The sequence below is a fragment of the Jiella sp. M17.18 genome (assembly GCF_041027365.1).
Taxonomy (GTDB): Bacteria; Pseudomonadota; Alphaproteobacteria; order Rhizobiales; family Rhizobiaceae; genus VKMB-3413.
In genome coordinates, this window is the sequence record NZ_JBFTEH010000002.1 from 303,178 (window position 1) to 329,129 (window position 25,952).

At 68.5% G+C, this 25,952-nt stretch carries 22 protein-coding genes; 7 read left to right on the top strand and 15 right to left on the bottom strand.

Annotated elements, in window-relative coordinates:
• Positions 1-89: 89 nt before the first annotated feature.
• From tkt to AB5S17_RS04900, 3 genes are all read right to left on the bottom strand, one after another.
• On the bottom strand, positions 90-2,096 hold the full coding sequence (gene tkt, locus AB5S17_RS04890) for a transketolase (RefSeq protein WP_369236743.1): 2,007 nt from the start codon (positions 2,094-2,096) through the stop codon (positions 90-92).
• Positions 2,097-2,122: 26 nt separating this feature from the next.
• On the bottom strand, positions 2,123-2,998 hold the full coding sequence (locus tag AB5S17_RS04895; RefSeq protein ID WP_369236745.1) for a phosphoribulokinase: 876 nt from the start codon (positions 2,996-2,998) through the stop codon (positions 2,123-2,125).
• 69 nt (positions 2,999-3,067) lie between these two features.
• Entirely contained in the window at positions 3,068-4,111 is a 1,044-nt protein-coding gene (locus AB5S17_RS04900; protein WP_369236747.1) for a class 1 fructose-bisphosphatase, read from the bottom strand.
• 131 nt (positions 4,112-4,242) lie between these two features.
• Between AB5S17_RS04900 and AB5S17_RS04905 the strand changes: the two genes are divergently transcribed.
• Entirely contained in the window at positions 4,243-5,223 is a 981-nt protein-coding gene (locus tag AB5S17_RS04905; RefSeq protein WP_369236749.1) for a LysR substrate-binding domain-containing protein, read from the top strand.
• A 136-nt stretch (positions 5,224-5,359) separates the two neighbouring features.
• Positions 5,360-6,190 carry an alpha/beta fold hydrolase gene (locus AB5S17_RS04910; RefSeq protein WP_369236751.1) on the top strand — a complete coding sequence of 277 codons (831 nt, stop codon included), beginning with the start codon at positions 5,360-5,362 and terminating at the stop codon, positions 6,188-6,190.
• 36 nt (positions 6,191-6,226) lie between these two features.
• On the opposite strand, the gene AB5S17_RS04915 is transcribed toward AB5S17_RS04910, so the two are convergent.
• Entirely contained in the window at positions 6,227-7,093 is an 867-nt protein-coding gene (locus AB5S17_RS04915; RefSeq protein ID WP_369236753.1) for a helix-turn-helix transcriptional regulator, read from the bottom strand.
• 80 nt (positions 7,094-7,173) lie between these two features.
• Between AB5S17_RS04915 and AB5S17_RS04920 the strand changes: the two genes are divergently transcribed.
• Together AB5S17_RS04920 and AB5S17_RS04925 are read left to right on the top strand one after the other, a co-directional pair.
• Complete coding sequence (locus tag AB5S17_RS04920) at positions 7,174-8,061, top strand: SDR family oxidoreductase (protein ID WP_369236755.1); 888 nt, start codon at positions 7,174-7,176, stop codon at positions 8,059-8,061.
• Between the two features lie 322 nt (positions 8,062-8,383).
• Positions 8,384-9,343: a CAP domain-containing protein gene (locus AB5S17_RS04925; RefSeq protein ID WP_369236757.1), complete on the top strand. Its 960-nt coding sequence runs from the start codon at positions 8,384-8,386 to the stop codon at positions 9,341-9,343.
• A 94-nt stretch (positions 9,344-9,437) separates the two neighbouring features.
• Here the strand turns inward: AB5S17_RS04925 and AB5S17_RS04930 are convergent, their stop codons facing one another.
• The 6 genes from AB5S17_RS04930 to AB5S17_RS04955 all read right to left on the bottom strand — a co-directional run bounded on the left by AB5S17_RS04930 (position 9,438) and on the right by AB5S17_RS04955 (position 16,594).
• Positions 9,438-9,821 (bottom strand): response regulator, encoded by a 384-nt coding sequence (locus tag AB5S17_RS04930; RefSeq protein WP_369236759.1) that lies wholly within the window; start codon positions 9,819-9,821, stop codon positions 9,438-9,440.
• A 140-nt stretch (positions 9,822-9,961) separates the two neighbouring features.
• Complete coding sequence (locus AB5S17_RS04935) at positions 9,962-12,226, bottom strand: HWE histidine kinase domain-containing protein (protein WP_369236761.1); 2,265 nt, start codon at positions 12,224-12,226, stop codon at positions 9,962-9,964.
• 347 nt (positions 12,227-12,573) lie between these two features.
• Positions 12,574-13,659, bottom strand: coding sequence for an ABC transporter ATP-binding protein (locus AB5S17_RS04940; RefSeq protein WP_369236763.1), 1,086 nt, complete (start codon positions 13,657-13,659; stop codon positions 12,574-12,576).
• Positions 13,656-14,483, bottom strand: a complete 828-nt coding sequence (locus AB5S17_RS04945) for an ABC transporter permease (protein ID WP_369236765.1) — start codon at positions 14,481-14,483, stop codon at positions 13,656-13,658. The genes AB5S17_RS04940 and AB5S17_RS04945 overlap by 4 nt, the downstream gene beginning before the upstream one ends.
• Positions 14,480-15,388, bottom strand: coding sequence for an ABC transporter permease (locus AB5S17_RS04950; protein ID WP_369236767.1), 909 nt, complete (start codon positions 15,386-15,388; stop codon positions 14,480-14,482). The genes AB5S17_RS04945 and AB5S17_RS04950 overlap by 4 nt, the downstream gene beginning before the upstream one ends.
• An 84-nt stretch (positions 15,389-15,472) precedes the next feature.
• Positions 15,473-16,594 carry an ABC transporter substrate-binding protein gene (locus tag AB5S17_RS04955; RefSeq protein ID WP_369236769.1) on the bottom strand — a complete coding sequence of 374 codons (1,122 nt, stop codon included), beginning with the start codon at positions 16,592-16,594 and terminating at the stop codon, positions 15,473-15,475.
• 579 nt (positions 16,595-17,173) lie between these two features.
• Here AB5S17_RS04955 and AB5S17_RS04960 point away from each other — a divergent pair.
• Positions 17,174-18,349 (top strand): FAD-dependent oxidoreductase, encoded by a 1,176-nt coding sequence (locus tag AB5S17_RS04960; RefSeq protein ID WP_369236771.1) that lies wholly within the window; start codon positions 17,174-17,176, stop codon positions 18,347-18,349.
• Positions 18,350-18,738: 389 nt separating this feature from the next.
• Positions 18,739-21,330: a cation:proton antiporter gene (locus tag AB5S17_RS04965; protein ID WP_369236773.1), complete on the top strand. Its 2,592-nt coding sequence runs from the start codon at positions 18,739-18,741 to the stop codon at positions 21,328-21,330.
• A gap of 25 nt (positions 21,331-21,355) precedes the next feature.
• Here AB5S17_RS04965 and gnd read toward each other — a convergent pair whose 3' ends face one another.
• From gnd to AB5S17_RS04985, 4 genes are all read right to left on the bottom strand, one after another.
• Complete coding sequence (gene gnd, locus AB5S17_RS04970) at positions 21,356-22,369, bottom strand: phosphogluconate dehydrogenase (NAD(+)-dependent, decarboxylating) (RefSeq protein WP_369236775.1); 1,014 nt, start codon at positions 22,367-22,369, stop codon at positions 21,356-21,358.
• A 121-nt stretch (positions 22,370-22,490) separates the two neighbouring features.
• Positions 22,491-23,228 carry a DUF4336 domain-containing protein gene (locus AB5S17_RS04975; protein WP_369236777.1) on the bottom strand — a complete coding sequence of 246 codons (738 nt, stop codon included), beginning with the start codon at positions 23,226-23,228 and terminating at the stop codon, positions 22,491-22,493.
• A gap of 43 nt (positions 23,229-23,271) precedes the next feature.
• Positions 23,272-23,583, bottom strand: a complete 312-nt coding sequence (locus AB5S17_RS04980) for a DUF2171 domain-containing protein (RefSeq protein ID WP_369236779.1) — start codon at positions 23,581-23,583, stop codon at positions 23,272-23,274.
• A 77-nt stretch (positions 23,584-23,660) separates the two neighbouring features.
• Positions 23,661-24,167 carry a ferritin-like domain-containing protein gene (locus AB5S17_RS04985; protein ID WP_369236781.1) on the bottom strand — a complete coding sequence of 169 codons (507 nt, stop codon included), beginning with the start codon at positions 24,165-24,167 and terminating at the stop codon, positions 23,661-23,663.
• A 318-nt stretch (positions 24,168-24,485) separates the two neighbouring features.
• On the opposite strand from AB5S17_RS04985, the gene AB5S17_RS04990 reads away from it, so the two are divergent.
• Entirely contained in the window at positions 24,486-24,734 is a 249-nt protein-coding gene (locus tag AB5S17_RS04990; RefSeq protein WP_369236783.1) for a hypothetical protein, read from the top strand.
• Positions 24,735-24,837: 103 nt separating this feature from the next.
• On the opposite strand, the gene trpS is transcribed toward AB5S17_RS04990, so the two are convergent.
• On the bottom strand, positions 24,838-25,905 hold the full coding sequence (gene trpS / locus AB5S17_RS04995; RefSeq protein WP_369236786.1) for a tryptophan--tRNA ligase: 1,068 nt from the start codon (positions 25,903-25,905) through the stop codon (positions 24,838-24,840).
• Positions 25,906-25,952 lie beyond the last annotated feature (47 nt).

The following is a 25,952-nucleotide window of genomic DNA, read 5'->3' on the forward strand; positions in this document are numbered from 1 at the left end:
AGGACCTTGGGTGCCCGCCCGGGTCCGTCTTCGGGGAGGCCGCCGGCGCTGCCGCCGGCCTCCGTCTCGTCTCGCGGCCGGTCAGCCGGTCAGCCGGCGATCTCCTTGGCCGCCTTCACCACCGCCCCGGCGGTGATGCCGAAGTGCTTGTAGACCTCCGGCCCCGGCGCCGAGGCGCCGAAGGAGTGCATGCCGATGAAGCGGCCGTTCTCGCCGATCCAGCGATCCCAGCCGAGCCGCGCCGCCGCCTCGATGGCGACGCGCGGCGCGGTGCCGAGCACCGACTTCCGGTAGGCCTCGTCCTGTTCCTCGAACAGCTCCCAGCAGGGCATCGAGACGACGGCCACCTTCTTGCCCTCGCCTTCCAGCATCTCGGCCGCCTTGAGGGCGATCTCGATTTCGGTGCCGGTCGACAGGATAGTGACGTCGCGCGTCCCGTCCGCCTCCTTGAGGACGTAGGCGCCCTTGCGGGTCCGGTTCTCCGACGTCTCGCCGGAGCGCACCGTCGGCACGCCCTGCCGCGACAGCGCCAGCACCGAGGGCCGCTTGGTCTCGGTCAGCGCGATCTCCCAGGCCTCGTTCGTCTCGACGGGATCGCACGGACGGAACAGGAGGAGGTTCGGCGTCGCCCGCAGCATCGCGAGGTGCTCGACCGGCTGGTGCGTCGGCCCATCCTCGCCGAGGCCGATGGAATCATGCGTCATGACGTAGACGACGCGGATCCCCATCAACGCGGAGAGGCGCATGGCGCCGCGCGCATAGTCGGTGAAGCACATGAAGGTGCCGCCATAGGGGATGAAGCCGCCGTGCAGCGCGAGGCCGTTCATCACCGCCGACATGCCGAACTCGCGCACGCCATAATGGATGTAGCGGCCGGAATAGTCGTCCGGCGTCACATCCTTGAGGCCCTTGGTCTTGGTGTTGTTCGAGGGCGTCAGGTCCGCCGAGCCGCCGATCGTCAGTTCGGTGGCGCCGTTGATCACCTCGAGCGCCATCTCGGACGCCTTGCGGGTGGCGACCTTCGGCTTGTCCGAAACGATCGAGGCGCGGGCATCGGCCATCAGCGCCGCGAAGTTCTCAGGCAGCGTCGTCGCATACTGGCTGGCGAACGCGGCCTTCTTCGGCGAGGCGTCGCGCGCCTTTTCCCAGGCCTCGCGGGCCTTGCGCCCTTCCGCGGCGACGGCGTGCCAGGCCTTGGTGATCGCCTCCGGAATGACGAAGGGCTCGGAATCCCAGACGAGCTGCTTGCGGGCCGCCGCGACCTCGGCCTCGCCGAGCGCGTTGCCGTGGACCTTCTCGGTGCCCTGCATGTTCGGCGCGCCGAAGCCGATGATCGTGTGGCAGTCGACGAAGGCGGGCTTGTCGCTCTTGCGCGCCTCGGCGAGCACCCGCTCGATCGCTTCCGGATCGTGACCGTCGACCTCGAAGACGTTCCAGCCATGGGCGGCGAAGCGCTTCTTCTGGTCGGTCGAGGTGGCCAGATGCGTCTCGCCGTCGATCGAGATGTTGTTGTCGTCCCAAAGCAGGATCAGCTTGTTCAGCTTCAGGTGCCCGGCGAGGTCGATGGCCTCGTGGGAGATGCCCTCCATCAGGCAGCCGTCGCCGGCGACCACATAGGTGTAGTGATCGACGAGGTCGCTGCCGAAGCGCTGGTTCAGCATGCGCTCCGCGAGCGCCATGCCCACCGCCATCGTCATGCCCTGGCCGAGCGGTCCGGTGGTCGCCTCGATCCCGGCAGCGTGGCCATATTCGGGATGGCCGGCGGTGCGGCTGCCGAGCTGGCGGAAGTTCTCGATCTCCTCGATGGTCATCTCGGGGAAGCCGAGCAGATGCATGATCGCATATTGCAGCATCGAGCCGTGGCCGTTCGACAGGATGAAGCGGTCACGATTCGGCCAGTCCGGCTTCGACGGATCGACGCGCAGGAATTTCTGGAACAGGACGGTAGCGACGTCGGCCATGCCCATCGGCATGCCGGGATGGCCGGAATTGGCCTTCTGCACGGCATCCATGGACAAGGCCCGAATGGCGTTGGCCATGTCGCGGACATTCGTGTCCGTGGTCTCGCCGGATGGCTTGGTTGCGGTCTGTGACATGATATTCCTTCCGAAATCCTTCGAGCTCACGATGCGCGGCGCTTCTTTTCCATCAGTTGCAGGATCAGCGGCGTCAATATGAGCTGCATGGCGATGTCGAGCTTGTTGCCGGGCGCGACGATCGAATTCGCCCGCGACATGAAGCTCCCGTGGATCATGGACAGAAGATAGGGAAAGTCGATCCCGCGCGGGCTCGCAAACCGTATCACGATCATCGATTCGTCCGCAGTCGGGATCCAGCGGGCGATGAACGGGTTCGAGGTGTCGACGATCGGCACGCGCTGGAAATTAATGTCGGTCCGGGCGAATTGCGGGCAGATATATTTCACGTAGTCCGGCATGCGCCTCAGGATCGTGTCCATCACCGCCTCGGTCGAATAGCCCCTCGTCGACTTGTCGCGGTGGATCTTCTGGATCCATTCGAGATTGATCACCGGCACGACGCCGATCTTCAGGTCGGCCAGCGGCGCGAGGTCCACCGTCTCCGTCTTCACGCAGCCGTGCAGACCCTCGTAGAACAACAGGTCGCTTTCCTCCTCCAGCGGCGCCCAATCCGAAAACGTGCCGGACGGGCCGCCGTAGAGCTTCGCCTCCTCGTCGTCGTGGATGTAGTGGCGGGTCTCGCCCCGCCCCTTGCGTCCATAGGTCTGGAAGACCTCCTGCAGCTTCTCCAGGATGTTCGCCTCGGGGCTGAAGTGCGAGAAGTCGCGATTGCCCCGCTCCTCCTCCTCGATCATCTTCGCCTTCATCTCGGCGCGGTCGTAGCGGTGGAAGGCGTCCCCTTCGATGAAGACGGCCTTCACGTGCTCGCGGCGGAAGATCTGGTCGAAGATCTTCTTCACCGAGGTCGTTCCCGCTCCCGAGGAGCCGGTGACGACGATCAGCGGGTGCCTGGCGGACATCTTCGCTCCTCCCCGAGTCGAGTGTCTGTTGAAACCCGGGGGCCTCCCAACCCCCGAGCCGTTGTCCCGTCAGCTCCGGAACAGGCTTCGTTTGCCGAACAGCGGCGAGCGTTCGCTGAGCGCCGAGGGGTCGGCCATGTATCGCGCGACGCGTTCCACCTCGCGCTTCGAGCCGAAGACCAGCGGCGTGCGCGCATGCAGCCCCTCGGGCTCCACGTCGAGAATCCGGTTCACGCCGTCCGTCGCGGCACCGCCGGCCTGCTCGACGCAGAAGGCCACCGGATTGGCTTCGTAGACCAGCCTGAGGCGCCCCCTCGCGTAGCCCTTCCGCCCGTCGCCGGGATAGAGGAAGACCCCGCCACGCAGGAGGATGCGGTAGCAGTCGGCGACCATCGAGCCGACCCAGCGCATGTTGAAGTCGCGCTCGCGCGGTCCCTCCGATCCCGCCAGCAGATCGTCGATATAGGCCCGGACCTGCGGCTCCCAGTGCCGGTAGTTCGAGGCGTTGATCGCGAACTCCTTGGCGCGCTCCTCCACCGCCATCGAGGGCCGCAGCTCGACGAAGCCGCCGAAGCCCGGCTGGAAGATGAAGACATGCGTGCCGTTGCCGACCGAGAGGACGAGCAGGAGCTGCGGCCCATAGATGAAGAAGCCGGCCGCCAGCTGCCGCGATCCCGGCTGCATGAACACCGTCTTCGGATCCGCCCGGTGCTCGTCCGCCACCGGAAGGATCGAGAAGATCGTGCCGACCGAGACGTTGGTGTCGATATTCGACGAGCCGTCCAGCGGATCGATCGCGATGGCGAGCGGCGCATCCTTCTTCAGCGTGACCGGCTCGTCCTGCTCCTCGGAGCCGAAGAAGGCGACGCGCGAGGCCTTGGCCGCTTCCATGAAGACCCGGTCGGCGACGACGTCGAGTTCCTTCTGCACGTCGCCGCCGGCATTCGTCGCCTCGCGCGATGCGCCGAGGTTGTCGCCGCCGCCACCGGCGATGATGGTGTTGCGCAGCTTCACGGCGGCGGCCGAAAGGTGCCGGATCAGGTCCGCGAGCTCTTGTCGGTGCGGGCCGGAGCCGCTCTGCGAACCGAGATAGGCGTCGAGGGACGAGGGCATGCATTCCTCCTGTTCGTGTCGAGGTTCTGCGACCCGCGTCCACCGTTCTTGCCGATGAGACTGGCCGCAGCGGGTGCATAAGTAAAATTTATTATCTTTACGAGGCTGATAAAATAAAATAACGTCAGCTCATGCGAAACCTCACCTTGCGCCAGCTCCGCTCCGTCCAGGCGATCAGCCGCCATGGCACCGTCGCCGCGGCCGCGCGCCAGCTGGGCCTGACCGCGCCGGCGGTGACCTTACAGATAAAGCAGCTCGAGGACGAATGCGGCCTGTCGCTGTTCGACCGGACCAGCGAAGGCATGCGCCTGACCACCGCCGGGGCGGCGGTGCTCGGGGCGGCCAACACGATCGAGACGACGCTGCGGGCGCTCTCCGACGAGATCGAGGCGGTGAAGGGTGTGCGCTCCGGCACGATCCAGCTCGGCGTCGTCTCCACCGCCAAATATTTCGCGCCCCGCCTGATCGCCGCCTTTCAGCGCGAGTTCCCGGCGATCGAGATGAAGCTGAAGGTCGGCAACCGCGAGGACATCGTGGGCGATCTCAAGAACTACCAGCTCGACGTCGCGCTGATGGGCCGCCCGCCGCTCGATTTTCCCGTCCATTCCACCTGCTTCGGAGACCATCCGCTGGTGATGATCGCCCCGCCCGAACACCCCTTGGTGAAGGCGCGGGCGATCGGCCGGGAACGGCTGCTGGAAGAGACGTTCATCATCCGGGAGCCCGGATCCGGCACGCGCTCCTCGCTGGAGATCTTCTTCGGCGACCGGCTGGAGACGCTGCACGGCCGGTCCATGGAGATGGGCTCGAACGAGACGATCAAGCAGGCGGTGATGGCCGGCCTCGGCATCGCCTTCATCTCCGCCCACACGATCGCCTTCGAGGTCGAGATGGGCCGGCTGGCGATCCTCGACGTCGTCGACATGCCGATCCGGCGCAAATGGTACGCGGTCTGCCGGCAGGAGCGGATCCAGGCCCCGGCCGAGGTGGCGTTCAAGAGCTTCCTCGTCCAGCGCGGGGCGATGTACCTGCCGCTGCTCGACCGGCTCTATCCGGCCGAGGTGTCCGGCGGCGAGCCGATCTCGCATCGTGGCACGCCGGCCGCCCCCTGAGCGTCGGCATTCGCGAGGGGCCAGATGCGGAGGTTTTGCGTGATCTCAGCCGCTTGTGCTTGTGGTAGGAAAGCCTGTTTGTTTCCCACCTAACGAGCGGTGCCTCCCGCCGCTCCTCTTCGAAAGGGCGTGCGAAATGGCAATCATCACCACCCAGGACGGCACCGAGATCTTCTACAAGGACTGGGGCGCCAGAGACGCCCGGCCGATCGTGTTCCATCACGGCTGGCCGCTCAGCGCCGACGACTGGGACAACCAGATGCTGTTCTTCCTCGGCCGCGGCTACCGGGTCGTCGCCCATGACCGGCGCGGCCACGGCCGCTCCACCCAGACCGACACCGGCAACGAGATGGACACCTATGCGGCCGACGTGGCGGCGCTGACCGCCGCCCTCGACCTGAAGGACGCCGTCCATGTCGGCCATTCGACCGGCGGCGGCGAGGTCGCCCACTATGTCGCCCGCGCCGAGGCGGGGCGGGTGTCGAAGGCGGTGCTGATCGGCGCCGTGCCGCCGATCATGGTCAAGACCGACGCCAATCCGGAGGGCCTGCCGATCGCGGTCTTCGACGGCTTCCGCGCCGCGCTCGCGGCCAACCGGGCGCAGTTCTACCTCGACGTCCCGACCGGCCCGTTCTACGGCTTCAACCGCGAGGGGGCGACGGTCTCCGAAGGGCTGATCCGCAACTGGTGGCGCCAGGGCATGATGGGCGGCGCGAAGGCCCATTACGACTGCATCAAGGCGTTCTCCGAAACCGACTTCACCAAGGACCTGAAGGCGATCGACGTCCCCGTCCTCGTCATGCACGGCACCGACGACCAGATCGTGCCGATCGCCGACTCGGCGATGAAGGCGATCGGCCTCCTGAAGCACGGCACGCTGAAGACCTATGACGGCCTGCCGCACGGCATGTGCGCGACGCATCCGGATGTCATCAACGCCGACCTCCTCGCCTTCATCGAGGGCTGAACCGGCATGGCGCGGGCCGGCCCTTGCCGGCTCGCGTCAGCCGCCGCGCGCCTCCCGCTCGGCGATCATCGCCTGGATCCTCTCGCGCACGGCCGGGTCGATCGGATTGTAGACGACCATCGTCAGGTCGGTGCGCCCGTCGACTGCGAAGATCGAATATTCGAAGGCGAGATCCCCGAAGACCGGGTGCCGCAGGTGCTTGACCGCCTCGCCGTGGATGCTGACGTCGCTCTCGCGCCACATCGCCGCGAAGTCGGGACTGCGGCGCGACAATTCGTCGACCAGCGGCTGGATCTGCTCCTGCGCGCCGGCCCGGGCGGCGTCGAGCCGGAACGCGCCGAGGACGAAGCGGGCGACGCCTTCCCAGTCCGCCTGCGCGGCCCTCGCGTTCGGATCCAGGAACAGGAACCGCAGGACGTTGCGCTCCTCCGGCGTCATCGCGCCGTAGTCGGCCAGCGTCACCGCCGTCGCGCGGTTCCAGGCGACGACGTCGTAGAGCGCGGTGCGGATCAGCGCCGGGCTCGGCTCCAGCGCGTCGAGCACCCGCTGCAGACGCGGCGTCACGCCACCGCTCTCATGGTAGCGCACTTCGGGCTGGCGGCCGAGGGCGAGCAAGAACAGATGCTCGCGTTCCACCTCGGTCAGCATCAGTGCCCGGGCGATGCGGTCGAGCACGTCGGCCGACGGCGCGCCGCCGCGGCCCTGCTCCAGCCAGGTGTACCAGGTGGGGCTGATATGGGCGCGCTGCGCCACCTCTTCGCGGCGAAGCCCCGGCGTGCGCCGGCGCGTCGTCGGCAGGCCGAAGGCCGCAGGGTCGAGCTTTGCGCGCCGATCCCGCAGATAGGCGCCGAGCTGCAGACTCGTGTCGTCGCGCGTCGCCAGGCTCATCCTGTCACCCGTCATACCATGATAATATCCCGTCTTTACCAGGATAGCAGACCAGCCGATCTCCTGTCTCGGACATCACGTCAGGAGAATGATCCATGCGCATCTTCGTCACCGGCGCGACCGGCTTCATCGGCTCTGCCACCGTTCCCCAACTCATCGCCGCCGGACACCAGGTCCTCGGCCTCTGCCGCTCGCCGGACAAGGCGGCCGCGCTCGAGGCCGCCGGCGCCGAGGTCCTGTCCGGCTCGATCACCGACTCCGCGCTCCTCACCGAGGCGGCGGCGAACTGCGACGCCGTCATCCATCTCGCCTTCAACCACGATTTCTCGACCTTCGTGCAGAACTGCGAGGACGACCGCCGGGTCATCGCGGCGCTCGGCGCCGGGCTTCAGGGGAGCGACCGTCCGCTGCTCGTCACCTCGGGCACGGCGATCACCATCATGAAGCCCGGCCGGCCGGCGCGCGAGGACGATCCGATCGTCAGCGCCGAGACCTTCCCGCGCGCAGCAACCGAGGAAGCCGCGGCGGCGGTTGCCGGGAGCGGCGTCAATGTCGGCGTCGTCCGCCTGCCGCAGGTGCACGACCCGCGGCGCCAGGGCCTCGTCAGCTACCTCATCATGATCGCGCGGGAAAAGGGCTTCGCCGGCCTGGTCGGCGACGGATCCGGGCGCTGGGCGGCGGGGCATGTCTCGGACGTCGCACGCCTCTACCGTCTGGCGATTGAGCGGGGCGAGCCCGGCGCCCGCTACCACGCCGTCGGCGAGGAAGGCGTGTCGCTGAAGGCGATGACCGAGACTTACGCCAAGCGCCTCGGCCTGCCGGTGAGGCCGGTCGCGCCGGCGGACGCCGAGGCCACCTTCGGCTGGATGGCCCGGTTCATGGGCCACGACATGCCGGCCTCGAGCGAGAAGACGCGCAGGACGCTGGGCTGGGAGCCGACCGGTCCCGGCATGCTCGCCGACCTGGAACGGCTGGAGGTGTAACGGCCGCCGCATGCCTATCGACAGTTCTCGGCGCGGCAGGCTGTCACTGAAAGGCGAATCGGCCGGGACAGGCGTTCCGGAAAGGCGCCGGGCGCGCCGATCCCTTGCCGCAAAGGCTTGCGGCGGGTTGCGGAAGACGCGGGCGGGCACAGGTTAGTCGTGCGGACCCGGCAGAACTGCCGGGCCGCGGACACTCTTCGACGCCGTCAGGAAAGCCGAGACCATGTCACCCGCAAGCCGCCCAATTCCCTCGGATCGCCTTCCCGAGCGGCCATACAAGAGAGCCGCCTTTCTTCGGGCCGCGGTCCTCGGGGTCGCGGCGGTGGCGCCGGTCCGCCGCCTCGTGCCGCTGCTCATGGCCGCCGTCGTGCTGGCCGGTGCCACCTCCGGAGCCGGCGCCCAGGCCGTGAAGACCGGCGACCTTGCCCAACTGCGCCAGCGCGCGCTCGAACTCGTCAACAAGGTGCGCAGCGCGCATGGTCTCTCCAAGCTGACGCTCGACGACAGGCTCAACGCCATCGCCCAGGCGCACAGCGCGGACATGCTGAAGAAGCACTACTTCGCCCATGTCGCGCCGAACGGCGAAAGCCCGCGCGACCGGTTCCTCGCCCATGGCGGCAGCCGCTGGAAACTCGTCGCCGAGAACATCGCCAAATGCACGGGCTGCGACGTGCCGCCGGACATTCACCGGGTCGAGGCCTTCCAGACCGGCTGGATGCACAGCCCGGAGCATCGGCGCAACATCCTGACGAAGGGACTGGAGCACTTCGGCTTCGGCATCGCCGGCGCTAACGGTACGGTCTATGCCGACCAGGACTTCTCCGGCCCCGGCACGCCGCACGGCACCCGGCCCGACGAAACGCCCAAGCCGGTTCCCGCGAAGAACCGAAGCGAGCGGATGGCGAAGAGCCTCGCTGCCGAACGCAAGCAGGCCGGCGTGCCGCCGCTGAAGGCCGACGCGGCGCTGACGAAGGCGGCGCGCAACATCCTCGGCCAGTCGGCGGACGGCCGCCTGCCGGGCGGCTCGGTCGACCTCCTGGCCGCCCTGCCGCAGGACGCGCGGGGCCGGTGGTCCTCGCTGCGCCTGCTCAGCGCCGCCTGCGGCGGCTGCGGCACGACCATCACCGACGCCGACATCCGCTCCTTCCGCAAGCAGTGGATGGACAATCCGCAGTTCTCGAAGATTCTCTCCGACGGCTCGGTGCGGGACATCGGCGTCGCCATGGACGCGAGCGGCAGCGGGCGCAAGACCGCCATCGCCGTCCTCGGCGTGCCGCGCTGACGCGCGCCGTGCCGGCAAGGGCGCGGAACGGGTCTCCTGGAAGGTCGGAGGACGGGCGAAAGCGGTGCTCGGCCGGCGGCAGCGGCAGCCGGCCTCAGCGGGACACGATCTCGGCGAGCGCCGCCAGCAGCACCGCCTCGTCGACCGGCTTTGCCAGGAGGCGCGAGCCCGGATAGCGGCTCGACGTCTCCTGATGCGAGCCGTGGCCGCTGCAGAACAGGAAGGGCACGCCCATCTGCTGCAGCCGGTCGGCGACCGGAAACACGTCCTTGCCGCGCAGATTGATGTCGAGGACGGCGGCCGACCAGGTCTTGTCGAGCGACTTCAGGGCGGCTTCGAGCGTCAGGACGTGGGTGACGAACGCTCCGGCGGATTCGATCTCATAAGCCAGTTCCATTCCGATCAACGCCTCGTCCTCGACGACGAGAATGTGATGCCCCTTCAACGGCTCGGCGTTCTGCATTGCGACCGGGTTCATTCTGCTGCGGTTGCGCCATGTGACCCGCAGCGCTGCCGCGGTCAGGCAGCCATATAATTTGTTAAGCTGCTTTGACCAGAGATTTCAGAGACTTCCGTTCGCCAAGAGACCCGCGGAAGCCTCCGCAAAGCGCCAAGGCCTTATGCCGAAACAGGAATTTTCATCGACATCCGAAATCCCTCCGCCGGATGCGAGGTCTCGTACGCGCCCTGCAGCTGCATCCGGATCACCCGGTCGAGGAGCTGCGAGCCGAAGCCGCCGCGGCTCGGCGGGCTGACCGGCGGCCCGTCGCTCTCCACCCAGTCGAGCTGGACCTGCCGCGTCGCCACCGCCGCCTCGCCGGAGCGGCTTCCCGCTTCCGGCGCATCGTCCACGATCCGCCATGTCACGCGCAGGCGTCCGGTGGAGGCGCTGAGCGCCCCATGCTTGGCCGCATTGGTTGCCAGTTCGTGGACTGCCATGCCGAATGGCACGGCCGTCTCGGAGGACAGCACCACCGGCGGCCCTTCCAGCGCGATGCGGCCTTCCGCCGCAGCTCTGTCGTCGCCGCCCGCCCCGGCATAGGGCGCCAGTTCGTTGGAAAGGATCCTCTCCAGGTCGGCCGTCTGGCGCACGCTGTCGGTCAGGATGGCATGCGTCATGGCGAGCGAATTGATCCGCGCCGAGAAGGTCTCCATGAAGTCGTGGATGTTGTTGGTCGAGCGGCTGGTGAGGCGCAGGACGGCCTTGACCGTCGCCAGCATGTTCTTGACCCGGTGGTTGAGTTCCCGGATCAGCAGCTTCTGCCGCTCCTCCGCCCGGCGGCGGCCCTCGATCTCCTCCTGCGCCGCCTCGAACAGCCGCGCATTGTCGAGCGCGACCGCCGCCTGCGCCGCAAGGCTCACGGCCAGTTCCTCCTGGCGGTCGCCGAACCGGGCAATCGCCGGATGCCCGAGCAGGATCGCGCCGTGCACCTCGCCCGAACGGCTGACCACGGGCACGGCGAGATAGCTGCGCACCGGCAGATGGCCCGCCGGCATGCCACCGCCGTCCGGCTGCCCTGCGATCTTGCCGCCGTAGCGCGGATCCTTGACGATGTCGTCGGACCGGACGGTCTCGCGGCCGTTGAAGGTCGGGGCGAAGACCGCGGTATCGCGCGGATCGGCGAAGGCCGCGAAGTCCTCCGCCGAGGCGCCGGAGAGGACGTGCAGGCGCAGGCGTTCGCCGTTCGGTCCGGTCTTGAGGTAGAAGAAGGCGCCGTAGGCCGCCCCCGAGAGCTCCGTCGCCGCATCGACCACGGCCCGTACGACCGACTGGATGTCGAGTTCCGCCGCAATCAGCCGGCCGGTCGCGTTCAGCTTGTCGAGCAGCCGCGTCTGCTCGGCGAGTTCGGCGGTGCGCGCGTCGACGGCGTCGTTGAGTTCCTGCCGCGAGCGCTCCTCGGACCGGGCCAGCCGGCCGGCGAACCAGGCGAGCGCCGCCAGCGCCGCGAGACCGATCAGCGAGAACGGCGCGTAGAAGAGCATGGAGTTCAGCCAGGCCCGCAGCATGGCGGCGTGCGACTGCGTCACCCGGACGAAGATCGGCAGATCCGCGACGCGGCGATAGGCTCCGAGTCGCTCGCCCTCCTTCCCCTCGAAGCGATAGATGCCTTCCCTGGGTCGACCCGCCACGACGGCAGCGAAGGCTGGAACGTCGCTGAGCTGCGAGGTACCGTCGGGATAGGCCGCTAGGATCGACAGGTCCTCGCCGCGGACCAGTGACACGCGCATGCCGGGCGGCAGCGTCAGGCGCTTCCAGAGATCGTTGAAGTAGTTGAGATCCACCGTGGCGAGGGCGACGCCGCGGAAGCCGCCGCTCGCATCCTCGATCCGGCGCGACACGAGGAACGTCCGTGCTCCGGTAACCCTGCCAACCGTCGACTCGCCAACATAGAGGCTGCTGCCGGGTCGCAGCTGCGCCCGGAAGGAGGCACGGTCGGCCGCATTGCTCTTCGGCGTCGGGAAGGCGTAACTGGTCGCGCGCAGATCGCCGTTGGCGTCGTTCAGCCAGAGGTCGGTGATGTAGGGGATGTCGCTCCGGATGGCGCGCAGCCGGTCGTGAAGCTGGCGCGATCCTTCGGCCTCGTTCCAGGGCGTGTCCCCGACCGTGGCGATGGCGCGGCCGAGCGCCAGGTCGGCCACCTTGAAGATCTGCTCGGCATGCTCGCTGAGAAAGAACGCGCTCGCCCGGGTCTCGCTTCGCGTCCGGTCGACGATCTGCAGCCAGTTCACCCAGGCGAACAGGGCGGTCAGCGCGAGGATCGTGCACAGGCCGCACAGGCTGAACACGATCAGCGTGCGGGCGGACCCCGACCCCGCCGCGCGGAACGGCTTCAGCGCTCTGGAGAGCCGTCCTCTCCCTCCGTCCGTTTCGCTCAGCAACAAGGGCGCCGTCATTCTTCGCTTGCCAGACACGATCGAGCGGCTCGCCACCTGTCGCGGGTCGCAACCCCGTGCCGGCGCCGCTGCGGATATCCCCCGAACCGCCGGTCCCGGCGAATCGCGGCGACCAACAATAGCCTAAGCCGAGAGGTTCCACGACTGCCGGTTTCGCCGCGCCGGCGACTGCGACGCCGCGGACGCGCAGGGCGTGCGAAGACCTCCCCCCGCGCGCGGGTCGACTGGCGATCAACCGCGACCGGTGAGCGCAGGCTTCAAGCGCCGGGAAACGCGATCAGCGCGGCCACCGTGTCCCACTACCACGCGCCCCGCCGCAACGCGCGGGAAGCGCCTCAGAGGACGGGCTGCGGCGCCGGAACGTGGCCCTCGTTCGAAAGGGCGAACACGTCGGTCGGCGAGAAATAGAGGTCGACATCCGCGCCCGGCTCGGGCGGCGGGGCCGCCGGCGAGTTGAACGTGTCGGCGAGGAGCGTTCCGCCGGCGGTCTGGAGCCGCAGCCGCACGACCGAGCCCAGAAAGCTGGTGTCCTCGACCCGCCCGGTCAGGCGATTGGTGCGCTCCGGCGCCGGTTCCAGCTTCACCGCCTCCGGCCGCAGCGCGAGCGTGATCGGGCTGCCGGGCCTGGCGTCGGCCGGCTCCGACAGCGTCAGCGCGCTGTCGCCGACCGAGACCGTCGCGCCGGAGCCGGCGACGGCATCGAGGAAGCTGAGCGTGCCGACGAAGCCGGCGACGAAGCGGCTCTTCGGCCGGTTGTAGATCTCGAAGGGACGGCCGCACTGTTCGATCCGGCCCTCGCTCATCACCACGATGCGGTCGGAGATCGACAGCGCCTCCTCTTGGTCGTGGGTGACGAAGATGGTGGTGATGCCGAGCTTCCTCTGCAGCTCCCGGATCTCCTGGCGCAGCGACAGGCGGATCTTGGCGTCGAGCGCCGAGAGCGGCTCGTCGAGCAGGAGGACGCGCGGGCTCGGCGCCAGCGCGCGCGCCAGCGCGACGCGCTGCTGCTGGCCGCCCGACAGCTGGTAGGGATAGCGGTCGGCGAGATGCGGCAGCTTGATCAGCGCCAGCATCTCCTTCACCCGCGGCACGATCTCCGACTTCGGCCGGCCGGCCACCTTCAGCCCGAAGGCGACGTTGTCGGCGACCGAGAGGTTGGGAAACAGCGCATAGGCCTGGAAGACCATGCCGATCCGGCGCTTGTTGGCGGCGAGATGCGTCACCTCCTCGCCGTCGATCGTCACCGTGCCGCCGGTCGGCGTCTCGAAGCCCGCCACGATGCGCAGCATCGTCGTCTTGCCGCAGCCGGAGGGGCCGAGGAAGGAGACGAACTCGCCCTTCTGAACGGCGAGGTCGAAGCCGTGCAGGACGGTGTTCGCCCCGAAGCTCTTCGTGACGCCGGCAATGTCGAGGAAGCTCATCGGTTGGCCCGCCTTGCGAATCTGAAGAGGGAGCGCCCGCTGCGGCGCCGCCCGGGTGTCTGACTGCCGAAGACCTGCAGCATGCCCATGCAGACCCAGGTGACGGCGAAGGCGATGACCGCCAGCGCCGCCGGCTCGTAGGCGCGGTTGGCGCCCATCAGCGCCAAATACGGGCCGAAGGCCGGGCGGTTGAGCAGGCTCGCCAGCACGAACTCGCCCATGACGATGGCGAAGGTCAGAAAGGCGCCTGAGAGCACCGCCGCCTTCACGTTCGGCAGGATCACGCCGAAGAGGATGGTGGTCCGCTTGGCCCCGAGGCTTTCCGCCGCTTCCGTCAGCGTGCGGATGTCGATCGCCGCCATGCCCGTGTCCACGGCGCGGAACATGTAGGGCAGCGACAGGACGACATAGCCGAGGACGAGCAGGACGTTCGTCCCCATGGCGCTGCCGGTGAAGGGCAGGATCGAGGACGAGTTGTAGAGGCGGATATAGCCGAAGACGAGGACGATCGGCGGGATCACCAGCGGCAGCAGCGTGATGAACTCGACGAGCGGGCGCATGCGCGGGAACTTCAGCCGCACCCAGTAGGCGGTCGGCACGATCAGCAGCGCGCCGAGGACGATCGTGCACAGGGCCGCGACGACCGAGAAGGTGAAGGTGCTGCGGAAGCGCTCGTCGTGGAACACGACGCGGTAGGCCTCGAAGCTCCACACGCCGCGCAGCATGGAGAGGGAGAAGTTCAAGGTCGCGATCAGCGGCAGCACGAAATAGAGCGCCGCCAGCACGACGACGACGATCGGCCCGATGGGCAGGGACTTCTTCATCGCTGCCACCTCTCTGCCCGGGCCCGCAGCCAGAGATACAGAAGGTTGGTGCAGCCGGTGATGACGATCATGCCGAAGGCGAGCGCATAGCCGAGATTGGGGTTGTAGAGCACGTCGCCGCGGATCTGGGCGTAGAGCAGGATCGGCACGATGTTCAGCGACGAGCCGGTCAGCGCGTAGGCGGTCGCCACGGCGCCGAAGGAATTGGCGAAGAGCAGCAGGAAGCAGCCGAGCAGCGAGGGCGCCAGCACCGGCAGCGCCACCATGCGCCAGTACTGCCCCCGGCTCGCGCCGAGCACGGAGGCCGCCTCGCGCCACTCCCGCTTCATCCCGTCGAGCGCCGGCGCGATGATCAGCACCATCAGCGGGATCTGGAAATAGAGATAGGTGATCGTCAGGCCGGAGAAGGAGAGGAGGTTGAAGCCGTAGCTGTAGATGTTGATGCCGAGCGCGTGCCGGAAGAACAGAGTGACGAGGCCGAGCCGTCCGAGCGTCGCCAGGAAGGCGAAGGCGAGCGGGATGCCGGCGAAGTTGGAGGCGACACCCGAGAAGGTGACGACCGTCGGCCGCACCCAGGTCGGCAGGTTGCCGTGGACGATGGCGTAGGCGATGAAGAAGCCGAACAGCGCCCCGAACAGCGCCGAAGCGAGGCTCACCTCGATCGAGATCTGATAGGCCGCCATGATCTGCGGCGTGAAGAGATCGAAGATGTTCTGGAGCGTCAGCGCGCCGGTCGGATCCTGGAACGCGCCGAAGACGAGGTAGACCGTCGGCCCGATCAGGAACAGGAGCGCGAAGGCGAAGAACGGTGCGACGCCGAGCCAGGCGAAGGAGCGCCTGCTCGCGCCGTCTGCGAGCGTGGCGCGCTGGTCTTCGGATGCGGCGGCATCGCCGACTGACGCCATACGGATACCCCTCGTTCTGGTGACGCCTGACAGTCCTAGCGACGGGCCGGCGGATTCTCCGCCGGCCCGCCGAGAACGGTCAGCTTACTTGACGGTCGCGCCGACGACGCTGTCCCACTTGCCGGTGATCTCGGCCTTGGCGGCGTTCTGCGCGTCGAGCGAGGGGAACTTCGCCTTCTCGTAGGCCGACGCCGGCGGCAGCTTGTCGAGCAGGTCCTGCGGGATCTTGCCCGCCTTCGACATGGCGTTGAAGCGGATCGGGTGGCAGTAGCCCTTCAGCCAGGTCAGCTGGCCCTCGTCGGAATAGAGATACTCCATCCACAGCTTGGCGGCGTTCGGATGCGGCGCGTAGGCGCTGATGCCCTGCACGTAGACGCCGGCGACGACGCCGGAGTTCGGCACCACGACCTCGGTCTTCGGATTGCCCTTCAGCGTGTCGCGGGAGGCGAGCGCATTGTAGTCCCAGTGGATCAGGATCGGGGTCGTGCCCTGCGCCAGCGTCGCGGTCGAGCCGACGACGGGGACGAAGTTGCCGGCCTTGTTGAGCTTCTTGAAGAAGTCGAGACCGGCATCGGCCACCTCTTCCGGCTTGCCGTCCGGCTTGGCGGCGAGGCCGGCCGCGTAGACCGCCTGGATCGCCTGGTTCGACGAGCGCGGGTCGCCGGCGAGCGCCACGGCGTTGGCATAGTCCGAGTTCATCAGGTCCGACCAGTCCTTCGGGACGTTGTCGACGATGTCCTTGTTCACCTGGAAGGCGAGGACGCCGTAATAGTCGCCGTACCAGGCACCGTCGGAGGCCTTGGCATCGTCCGGGATCTCGTCCCAGGTCGAGACCTTGTAGGGCATCAGCAGGCCGTCCTTGGCCGCGGTCGGGCCGAAGGACAGGCCGACGTCGATGACGTCGGGCGCCTGCGGGCCGGTGTTGCCCTTGTTCGCCTTGATCGCCTGGATCTCGTCGCCGGAGCCGGCATTCGGGTTCAGCTCGTTGACGGTGAGGCCGTACTTCTTCTTGAAGCCGTCGATCATCTCGCCGTAATTGCACCAGTCGTGCGGCAGCGCGATCGTCGTCAGCTGGCCTTCCTTCTTCGCGGCCGCGACGAGATCGTCCATCGACTGGTTGCCCGCGGCCTGGGCCTGCGCGACGATTGCGGTCGACAGCGACAGGGCGGCAGCCAGCGCAGCCGCGCGTTTGTGAAACTGGGTCATCGAATTACCTCTCGGGCCGGACGCCGGAAGCGGCGGTGGCGGGAATGGGCTTGGTCTCCGAAGGAGCGCGGGGGGACTATCACCCGCCGATGACAGTTGCGTGTCGTCACGGTTCCCCCTGCAGCGCCCTCTTGACCAGCCGATCTTACGCAGGGAGCGTCCGCCGAGGCAACGGTCCAGGCCGCGCATCCCCAATCGCTATCGGAAGATGCACTTCAAGAATCACCACCGTGAATTGATCTTGGTCGTGACTACGCGACATGACGAAAAAAATGTCACCTACGCTTGCCAATCATCGCACCCTGACGTAACGTCATAGTTGTCCTCATCCGGTGGGCACACTGATCGGAATGAGGGCGCGGTGCAGTTGCTCCCAACACCTGCACCGCGCGAGATTTCTCCGCTTCGGGATGAGCCCGTTCCATTCCTCATCTTGCAGTAGACTTCCTGCACCGAGGCCACGCCGCCGCGACCGATGGCGGCTGTCGTGACACCGCGCCGAGTTGCGCCTGTCCAGCGGAGCAGGCGCAACTCCCGCAGCGCTGGCCTACGCCGCCGGGACCGTTATCTCTTGCCGCGATGGCCGATCCTCCCTCTTCGCGATGTCGCGACGTCGTCCTCGTCGGCGGCGGGCACGCGCATCTCTTCGTGCTCCGCGCCTTTGGCCGGAAGCCTTTGCCGGGCATCCGGCTGACGCTGATCGCAAAGGACACGATCGCCACCTATTCCGGAATGCTGCCGGGCGTACTCGCGGGAATCTACCCGCCGGAAGCGTCCGGGATCGACCTTGCGGCCCTCGCGCGCTTCGCCGGCGCGCGCCTCGTCGCGTCCGCCGCGACCGGCATCGACCCCGCAAGCCGAATCGTCAGGACCGAGGCCGGCGAGCCGATTGCCTATGATGTCCTCTCGATCGACGTCGGCATTCTGCCCGATGTCTCCGCCGTCGCCGGCGCAAAGGAGAATGCGCTGCTCGTCAAGCCGATCTCGCGGCTTCTCGCGAAGTGGCAGACGGCGGGGCGAGACTGGCAGGAGGGCCGATATCCGCAAAACGCCGTGGTGATCGGCGGCGGTCCCGCCGGCTTCGAGCTCGCCAATGCCCTGCGGCACCGGCTCGCCCGTGCGCCCGAGGGCTCGCCGGAGCCTCGAACGCAGGTGACGCTCGTTGCCGGCGACAGCCTCCTCGCCGGCCTGTCGAAACACGGGCGCCGGCTGGGTCGCCGGACGCTCGCCGAAGCGGGCATCGGCCTCGTCGAAGGCGCCCGGGCCGTGGAGGTGGCGCCGCGCGGGGTTCGGCTGGACGACGGGCGGGTGCTCGGTGCCGATCTCGTGCTCGTGGCGACCGCGGCCAGGCCGCCTGCCTGGCTTGCCGCAACGGGGCTCGCAGTCGACGAAGAGGGCTATCTGCGCGTCGGCGCGACGCTCCAGGTCGAGGGTTCGCCGGAGGTCTTCGCGGCTGGGGACTGTGTCACGCTGGTCGGACAGGAACGGCCGAAGGCCGGGGTCTTCGCCGTCAGGGAGGGGCCGATCCTCGCGGACAACCTGCGCCGCTTTCTCACCGGGCGGCGGCTGCGCCGGTACCGCGCGCAGCGCCGCTTCCTCGTCCTCCTGTCGCTCGCCGACGGCACGGCGATCACCGCGCGCAACGGCCTCGCACTGCGCTCGCGCTGGGCCTGGTGGTGGAAGGACCGGATCGACCGCCGCTTCGTGCGGCAGTTCGGGGGTGACCTGCAGGACCGCGGGCGCGACCGGCCATAGCGCGCCGCACCCGGGCTGCACGTTCCGTGGCCGCAAATGCCGCAGCCCCGCCATCCACTGTAGCCCGCCCGGCGCTACCCAGGCGCGGCGTGTCCGGGTGCCCCGCGATGCAGACGGCAGCGCCCGCAAAGCCTCCGATTTGCGGTTGCGCCAAGCTGAAGCGCTGCTGGCAGCAAGTAAATTCCAGTCTCGGTCGCCGCCGCGGCGGCGAAGTCCGCCAGGTCAAAGTTGATCTGCGGCGCGAGCTGCGACGAAGCCAGTCGATCGCCTGACGGCGGCGCTATACGCGGCTCCGGCGCTGCGGTAAGACAGGCTGCGACCAAGCGCCTGGCGAGCCTCGCGCGGCGGCGCTCCCCGCATCCCGGTATCGTCGGAGCATGACGCCTTCCATGACCGTCTCCACCGTCGTCGTTCTCATTGCCTCGCTGGTCGCCTTCGGGGCGCTGGCGCGGCCGGTTGCCGAGCGGTTGCGGCTGCCGGTGTCGATCATCCTGGCCCTCGGCGGCGCGACCCTCGGCTTTGCGGCGCTCTATTCCCTGGCGCATCCCGGCACGCTGCTTCCGATCGAATTCGCCTCGGTCATAGCCGACCTTCCGATCGGATCCAGCCTGTTCCTCTATGTCTTCCTGCCGACGCTGATCTTCCAGGCTTCGCTGGAGGTGGACGTGCACCGCATCCGCGAGGACCTGATCCCGATCGTGCTGCTCGCCCTCGTCGCGGTCGTCGTCGCGACCTTCGGCGTCGGCCTGGCGCTCTGGCCGTTCGCCGGCATGCCGCTCGTCGCCTGCCTTCTGCTCGCCTCGCTGATCGCCACCACGGATCCCGTCGCCGTCATCGGCATCTTCAAGGATGTCGGCGCGCCGGACCGGCTGACGCGCCTCGTCGAAGGCGAGAGCCTGTTCAACGACGCCGCGGCGATCTCGCTGTTCCTCCTGTTCTCGGTGATGCTGACGGCGCCGGGCAGCCTCGGGGCGGCCGGCATCGTCGCCGATCTGCTCGTCCTGCCGCTCGGCGGCGCGCTCGTCGGCTTCCTCGCCGCACAGCTCGCGATCAAGCTGATGGGGCTGATCGGCGAGGACCGGGTGACCGCCGTCTCGCTCAGCCTCGCTCTGCCCTATCTTGCCTTCTGGGTCGCCGAGCGCGTCTTCGACGTCTCCGGCGTCATCGCGGTCGCGAGCGCCGGCGTCACGCTCGCCTCGCTCGCCCCGGGGCGCGTTGCCAACGGCACCTGGCGGTATCTGTGCTCCAGCTGGGAGCAGCTGGCGTCCTGGGCGTCGATCCTGATCTTCGTCCTCGCCTCGCTCCTCGTGCCGCGGCTGATCTCCGACATCGACGGCTACGACGTCCTGCTGCTCGCCGTGGTGTTCGTGGCGGCGCTGGCGACACGTGCCCTGATCCTCTTCACCCTGTTCCCGCTGCTGAACCGCCTTGGCGTGCCCTCCCCGCCGATCCCGGTGAAATACCGGCTGGTGGTCGTCTGGGGCGGGCTGCGCGGCTCGGTCACGCTCGCCCTGGCGCTGGCCGTCACAGAAAACGCCGTCGTCCCGCGCGACGTCGCCGCCTTTGTCGCGACGCTCGCCACCGGCTTCACGCTGGCGACGCTGTTCGTGCAAGGCACGACGCTGCGGCCGCTGATCCAGTCGCTCGGGCTGAACCGGCTGTCCGGCGTCGACCGGGCGGTGCGCGACATCGCGCTCGGCGTCACCGCGACCCGCGTCTCACAGCTGACGGCCGAGATGGCGACGCGCTTCGGCCATGCCGCGCAGGAAGCCGCCTCGGACGACGCGGCGGAGGGTCTCGAGCCGGAACCCGCCGAGGCTGCCGCGCCGGCGCCGGCGCCGGCCGCACTGCCGCCGCGCGAGCGGGCCTCCATCGCCCTCGTCTCGCTGACGGCGCGCGAGCGCGACTGCGTGCTTGATCATTTCGGCCAGGGAACCGTGGCGCCGCCGATCGCCCGCCGCCTCCTCGCCGACACGCGGCGCCGGCTCGACCTCGCCCGCCATTCCGGCGCCGAGGGCTACCGCGCGGCGGTGGAACAGGAGATCGACTTCACGGTCGGCGACCGCTTCGCCGTCGCGCTGCAGCGGCGCCTCGGCATCAGCCGGCCGCTGTCGGTGCGCCTGTGCACGCGCTTCGAGACGCTGATCGAGACGGCCCTGGTGATCGACGAGCTCCTGCGCTTCACCGATACGGAGCTGAAGCCGATGCTGGGAGCCGCGACGGCGGAGGCGGCCGGCGTGGCGCTCGGCGAGCGCAAGGCCCGGATCGAACGGGAGCTTGCCGCCGTCCGCCTGCAGTTCCCCGCCTACGTGGCCGAACTGGAGCGGGGCTTCATCAAGCGCTCGGCGCTCGCCATGAAGATGCAGGAGATCAGCCGGCTGCGCGGATCGGGCATGATCTCCCAGGAGGTCGAGCGGGACCTTCTGGCGAGCATCGCCGAGCGGGCGCGGCAGGCACGAAGGGCCCCGCCGCTCGATCTGGAGCTCGACACCGCGGTCCTCATCGATCGCTGCGACCTGTTCGCCAAGCTCGCCCCGCACCATCGCAGCGAACTCGCCCGATACCTGCGGCCGTTCTTCGCCGGCCCGGGAATGACCATCATCACCCGCGGCGACGTCGGCGCGGACGCCTTCTTCATCGCTTCCGGCGCGGTGGAGATCGACACCGGGTCCGCCATCCACCGGCTCGGCCGCGGCGACATCTTCGGCGAGATGGCGCTGCTGCTGGACATGCGCCGCCAGGCGGACGTGCGCTCGATCGCCTATTCGACGCTTCTGCGTCTGACCGTCGCCGACTTCCAGCGCTTCCTCTCGCTCGACCCGCGGCTGCGCGCCGAGATCGAGGCGACCGCGCGGCAAAGGCTCGGCGCCAATGCCGCGGAGGCGGCGCGGCAGACGCCGGCCGCTGCGGGCGCGCGTCTGGACGACGCCGAGGCCGCGCTTCCGGCGGCCGGCGGCTACTCCCTGGCGACGTCAGGCTAGGCGCCGCCGCGGAGTGCGGGGCCGGTCAGTCGGCCTCGGGCTTGGAGATGCCGCGCGGGGCGTTGGGCTGCGCCTCGACATGGCCGCCGAAGCCCTTGCGCATGGCCGACAGCACGCGCTCGGCGAAGGTGTGCTCCTGGCGCGAGCGGAACCGCGTGTAGAGCGCGGCGGACAGCACCTCGGCCGGCACCGCCTCGGCGATCGCCGCGAGGATCGTCCACCGGCCTTCGCCGGAATCCTCGACATAGCCGGAAAACCCGCCGAGGCCGGAATCCGTCGCCAGCGCCGACGCCGTCAGGTCGAGCAGCCAGGAGGTGACGACGCTGCCGCGGCGCCAGACCTCGGCGACGTCCGCGACGTCGATGTCGAGCCGGTCTTCGGGCGGGAGCTTCTCGCTGTTCGCGTTCTTCAGGATGTCGAAGCCCTCGGCATAGGCCTGCATCAGGCCGTATTCGATGCCGTTGTGGACCATCTTGACGAAGTGGCCGGCGCCGTTGCCGCCAGCGTGGATGTAGCCTTCCTCGGCGCGGGCGTCGCGGCCTTCGCGGCCCGGCGTGCGCGGCACGTCGCCGAGGCCCGGGGCGAGCGCCGCGAAGATCGGGTCGAGCCGGTCGACGACCGCCTTGTCGCCGCCGATCATCATGCAGTAGCCGCGCTCGAAGCCCCAGATGCCGCCGGACGTGCCGACGTCGACATAGGAAAGGCCGCGCTCGCGCAGTTCGCCGGCGCGGCGGATGTCATCCTTCCAGAACGAATTGCCGCCGTCGATCAGCGTGTCGCCGGGGCTCAGGAGATCGGCGAACTCCCGGATCGTATTCTCGGTGATCTCGCCCGAGGGCAGCATGACCCATACGGCGCGGGGCGCCTCCAGCTTGGAGACGAGGTCGGCAAGGTCGCTCGCGCCGGTCGCGCCCTGCTCCACCAGGTCCGAAACCGCCTCAGCGCGGCGGTCGTAGACCACCGTCTGGTGGCCGCGGCTCATCAGTCTCCGGGCGATGTTGGCGCCCATGCGCCCGAGGCCCACGATTGCGATCTGCATCGCCTGCTCCTTATCCAGTCTCCGACGGATCGACGTTCATCCGGTCTGGACTGACAGGATAGGGCTCGGCAGGCGAAGGTCACCACGGGCGGGTGCATGCAGCAGCAATGTGAATGGGAGTTCAGCCGAGGAGCCAGTCCAGGGACTGCCGCAGCCGGCGTGCCGCGTCGCTCGCGAACCAGGCGCCATGGGCGAAGACGACGCGCTCCGGCTCCAGCGCGACCATGCGGCGCGCCGCCTCCCGCGGCGCCGCGCCCTTCATCTTCACCAGGGCCCGGAGATAGACGGGCGCGCGTCCGACCGGCCCGACGATCCCCGCCAGCCTGCCGCCGATCTGCATGGGAAGCGGCAGTTTCTCCGCCTCGAAATTCTGGATGAGGTCGGCGAGGACGAGCGTCCGGCTCGGATGATGGAAGAGCGCGACCTCCATGAAGCCGCCCACCCCCGGCACCGCGATCTGCTCGATCTCCCTCGGCCAGTCGCGGCCGTCCGGCATGAGATCGCGGTCGAGTCGAACCGCCGAGCGCCGGACGGGAAGGCGCCGCCGCAGCCCGGGCGCGCTCCATGTCACGGCGTCCGGGCAGTGCCTCTGCCAGTCCCCGACGAACACCCAGTGGGCGCTGTTCGGCGCGACGAGGTGCGCGATCGGGCCGATCTCCTCGAGCGCCATCCTGAGGCCGCTGTCGTAGCGCGTCGGCGAATGCAGAAGCAGACCGCCGTCCGCCAGCCGGATGACGGTCATGCGAACCGGCAGCGGCATGCCGAAGGCCTTCAAGGGTCCGCTGTCGACGATCCAGACGTTCTCCGCGATCGGCTTCGGCAGATCCAGCGGCGGATAGGTCACGCGGCTCCGGCTCATCGCCTGCGGCTCCCGGGAACCGGCCGATCCGACGTCCGAACTCTCACGGACCGGCCCGGGACGAGCCGGGCTCGACGCCTCGGATCTCGTCGGACCGTTCGGCAACACTGTCGCCGCCGACCGACTTCACGCCCCACTCGTCCTGTGCCTGCCTGGCGGTGCGGGTCAGCACGACGGTGTCGCCGCGGATCCCGGCTACCATGTCGATGTGGAGATAATGATGCTTGCCGCCCGCGCCGGGGTCGTCGCGGGTCAGCTTGATGCGCGTGCCCTCGACATGGTCGACGATCCCGACATGGCCACCGTCGGCGCCTTCCACTGTCATCCGTTCGCGGATGTCCTTCGCCTCGACCATGATGTCTCCTCTGGCATAGAGCCTGCCTCGTCGACGAGCGCGATCGCCTTCGCTCCGCGCTCGTCTTTCGTGGTCGTTCAGGCGGCCGCCTTCTGGTTCACCGCGCTCTCGGCCAGCTTGGTCAGCAGAGCATCGGCCTTCTTCTCCTCCTCCAGCGTTTCCTGGAGAAGCCTGGCGGCGTCCTTCATGCCGAGCTCGTTCGCCCAGTTGATCAGCGTGCCGTAGCGGGCCATTTCGTAGTGCTCGATGGCCTGCGCCGAGGAGATTAGGCCGGAGTCGAGGGCAGGCGAGCCCTTGAACTCGTCCATGATCTCCTTGCCCTCCTCGATCAGCCCCTGCATCGCCTCGCACGGCTTGCCCTGCGCGCGCTTGCCGACGATCTCGAACACCTGTTCGAGGCGCTGGACCTGCTGGTCGGTCTCCTCGCGATGATGCTCGAAGGCCTGCCGCAGATCGTCGGATTCGGCCGCCTTCGCCATTTTGGTGAGGCCGCGCAGAATCTGCTTCTCGGCGTGGTAGACGTCCTTCAGCGTGTCCAGAAAGAGGTCCTGCAGGGTCTTCTCGGATGCACTGGCCTTGGCCATGTCGTCTCTCCTTGGGGAACTCCTGCGCGCACGGGATCGTCCGGCGCGCAGTCCGTCGTGATCGTCGGTTGTGGGAATGCCATCCGCGCACAGCCGCCTCGGCATCGATGTCCTTTCGGACGGCTGCGAACTCGGGCCGATAAGTGACTCTTCGCAAAGAGAGTTCCCGGCCGACACAGCCGGCTAACGAGATTCCGCAGCGCCGAAATTCGCTTGCAAACGTCAGGCGAAAGGCGTCATTGCCCCGCCCGAATCTGCGGGGAGCCATCCTCCGCAGTCGGCGTTGTTGCGACAGCCGCCCACCCCAAGGAGACGATCATGGCAGACACGACCAAGGCGCTGGCCCAGTTCCGGCTGGAGCCGGCCGACAAGGGCACCGGCGCCCAGCTTCACATCGAGGACGACAGCGGCGAGACGCTGGAGCTGTCGGTCACCCGGGATCAGCTGGACGTCCTCGCCGACATGCTGGAGGAATTCCTCGAGGAGACCGAGGACTACGACGAGGTCGACGACGAGGAAGCCGGGGACGACGAAGAGGATGAGTATCAGGACGACGACGAGGACTGAGCCGTCCGCGTGACGACAAGAGGCGCGCGGCCCGGCCCGGAGCGCGCGCCTCGCTGCACAAAGGGACGCCCCTCGCCCGGGCGCCGGGCGCTCCCGCCGGAGATCAGCCGAGGAAGCCGACGATCTGCTTGACGTCCGCCATCGTCTTTGCGGCGATCGCGCCGGCCCGCTCGCCGCCGTCCTTCAGCACCGCATCGATATGGCCGGGATCGTCGAGCAGACGGCGCATCTCGCCGGTGATGGGCGACAGCACCTGGACCGCGAGGTCCGCCAGCGCCGGCTTGAACTCCGAGAATGCCCGTCCGCCGAAGTCCGTGAGGACCTCCGCCTTCGAGCGCTCGGCAAGCGCCGCGAAGATGCCGACGAGATTGTCCGCCTCCGGCCGCCCGGCGAGGCCCGCCACCTCGGAGGGCAGCGCATCCGGATCGGTCTTCGCCTTCTTCACCTTGCGGGCGATCGCGTCGGCATCGTCGGTGAGGTTGATGCGCGACAGGTCGGACGGATCCGACTTCGACATCTTCTTCGAGCCGTCCTTCAGGCTCATCACCCGCGTCGCAGGGCCCTCGATCAGCGGCTCGGTCATCGGGAAATAGCCCTCGACCGTCTGCCCCTCGCCCATCGGGATGGGCGTCGAAAGCCCGGCTTCGGCGATCTTCTGCGCGAAGTCGTTGTTGAACTTCGCCGCGATGTCGCGCGTCAGCTCCAGATGCTGCTTCTGGTCGTCGCCGACCGGCACATGCGTCGCCCGGTAGGCGAGGATGTCCGCCGCCATGAGGCTCGGATAGGCGAGCAGGCCGAGGGAAGCGTTCTCCCGGTCCTTGCCGGCCTTGTCCTTGAACTGGGTCATCCGGTTCATCCAGCCGATCCGGGCGACGCAGTTGAAGATCCAGGCGAGTTCGGCATGGGCCGAGACCCGGCTCTGGTTGAAGACGATGTGGCGCTTCGGGTCGATGCCGGCGGCGAGGAAGGCCGCGGTGATCGACCGGGTCTGGCCGGGAAGGTCCTCGTGGACGAGTTGGGCCGTGATCGAATGCAGGTCGACGACGCAATAGATGCAGTCGTGGCTCTCCTGCAGGGCGACGAACTTCCGGATCGCGCCGAGATAGTTGCCGAGATGCAGGTTGCCCGTCGGCTGCACGCCGGAAAACACGCGGGGGGTGATGTCGCTCATGACCGGCGGCTCCTTGAGAATTCGCGGCGCGTTATGACGGAGCGCGG

Bases quoted from the DNA above. Each gene is read 5' to 3' on its own strand.
- AB5S17_RS04965 (WP_369236773.1), top strand. From the start codon at position 18,739: ATGACCGTCTCCACCGTCGTCGTTCTCATTGCCTCGCTGGTCGCCTTC.
- AB5S17_RS04940 (WP_369236763.1), bottom strand. From the start codon at position 13,659: ATGAGCTTCCTCGACATTGCCGGCGTCACGAAGAGCTTCGGGGCGAAC.
- AB5S17_RS04900 (WP_369236747.1), bottom strand. From the start codon at position 4,111: ATGCCCTCGTCCCTCGACGCCTATCTCGGTTCGCAGAGCGGCTCCGGC.
- trpS (WP_369236786.1), bottom strand. From the start codon at position 25,905: ATGAGCGACATCACCCCCCGCGTGTTTTCCGGCGTGCAGCCGACGGGC.
- AB5S17_RS04930 (WP_369236759.1), bottom strand. From the start codon at position 9,821: ATGAACCCGGTCGCAATGCAGAACGCCGAGCCGTTGAAGGGGCATCAC.
- gnd (WP_369236775.1), bottom strand. From the start codon at position 22,369: ATGCAGATCGCAATCGTGGGCCTCGGGCGCATGGGCGCCAACATCGCC.
- AB5S17_RS04920 (WP_369236755.1), top strand. From the start codon at position 7,174: ATGCGCATCTTCGTCACCGGCGCGACCGGCTTCATCGGCTCTGCCACC.
- AB5S17_RS04980 (WP_369236779.1), bottom strand. From the start codon at position 23,583: ATGGTCGAGGCGAAGGACATCCGCGAACGGATGACAGTGGAAGGCGCC.
- AB5S17_RS04990 (WP_369236783.1), top strand. From the start codon at position 24,486: ATGGCAGACACGACCAAGGCGCTGGCCCAGTTCCGGCTGGAGCCGGCC.
- AB5S17_RS04960 (WP_369236771.1), top strand. From the start codon at position 17,174: ATGGCCGATCCTCCCTCTTCGCGATGTCGCGACGTCGTCCTCGTCGGC.
- AB5S17_RS04910 (WP_369236751.1), top strand. From the start codon at position 5,360: ATGGCAATCATCACCACCCAGGACGGCACCGAGATCTTCTACAAGGAC.
- AB5S17_RS04945 (WP_369236765.1), bottom strand. From the start codon at position 14,483: ATGAAGAAGTCCCTGCCCATCGGGCCGATCGTCGTCGTCGTGCTGGCG.
- AB5S17_RS04905 (WP_369236749.1), top strand. From the start codon at position 4,243: ATGCGAAACCTCACCTTGCGCCAGCTCCGCTCCGTCCAGGCGATCAGC.
- AB5S17_RS04895 (WP_369236745.1), bottom strand. From the start codon at position 2,998: ATGTCCGCCAGGCACCCGCTGATCGTCGTCACCGGCTCCTCGGGAGCG.
- AB5S17_RS04950 (WP_369236767.1), bottom strand. From the start codon at position 15,388: ATGGCGTCAGTCGGCGATGCCGCCGCATCCGAAGACCAGCGCGCCACG.
- AB5S17_RS04985 (WP_369236781.1), bottom strand. From the start codon at position 24,167: ATGGCCAAGGCCAGTGCATCCGAGAAGACCCTGCAGGACCTCTTTCTG.
- tkt (WP_369236743.1), bottom strand. From the start codon at position 2,096: ATGTCACAGACCGCAACCAAGCCATCCGGCGAGACCACGGACACGAAT.
- AB5S17_RS04915 (WP_369236753.1), bottom strand. From the start codon at position 7,093: ATGACGGGTGACAGGATGAGCCTGGCGACGCGCGACGACACGAGTCTG.
- AB5S17_RS04975 (WP_369236777.1), bottom strand. From the start codon at position 23,228: ATGAGCCGGAGCCGCGTGACCTATCCGCCGCTGGATCTGCCGAAGCCG.
- AB5S17_RS04955 (WP_369236769.1), bottom strand. From the start codon at position 16,594: ATGACCCAGTTTCACAAACGCGCGGCTGCGCTGGCTGCCGCCCTGTCG.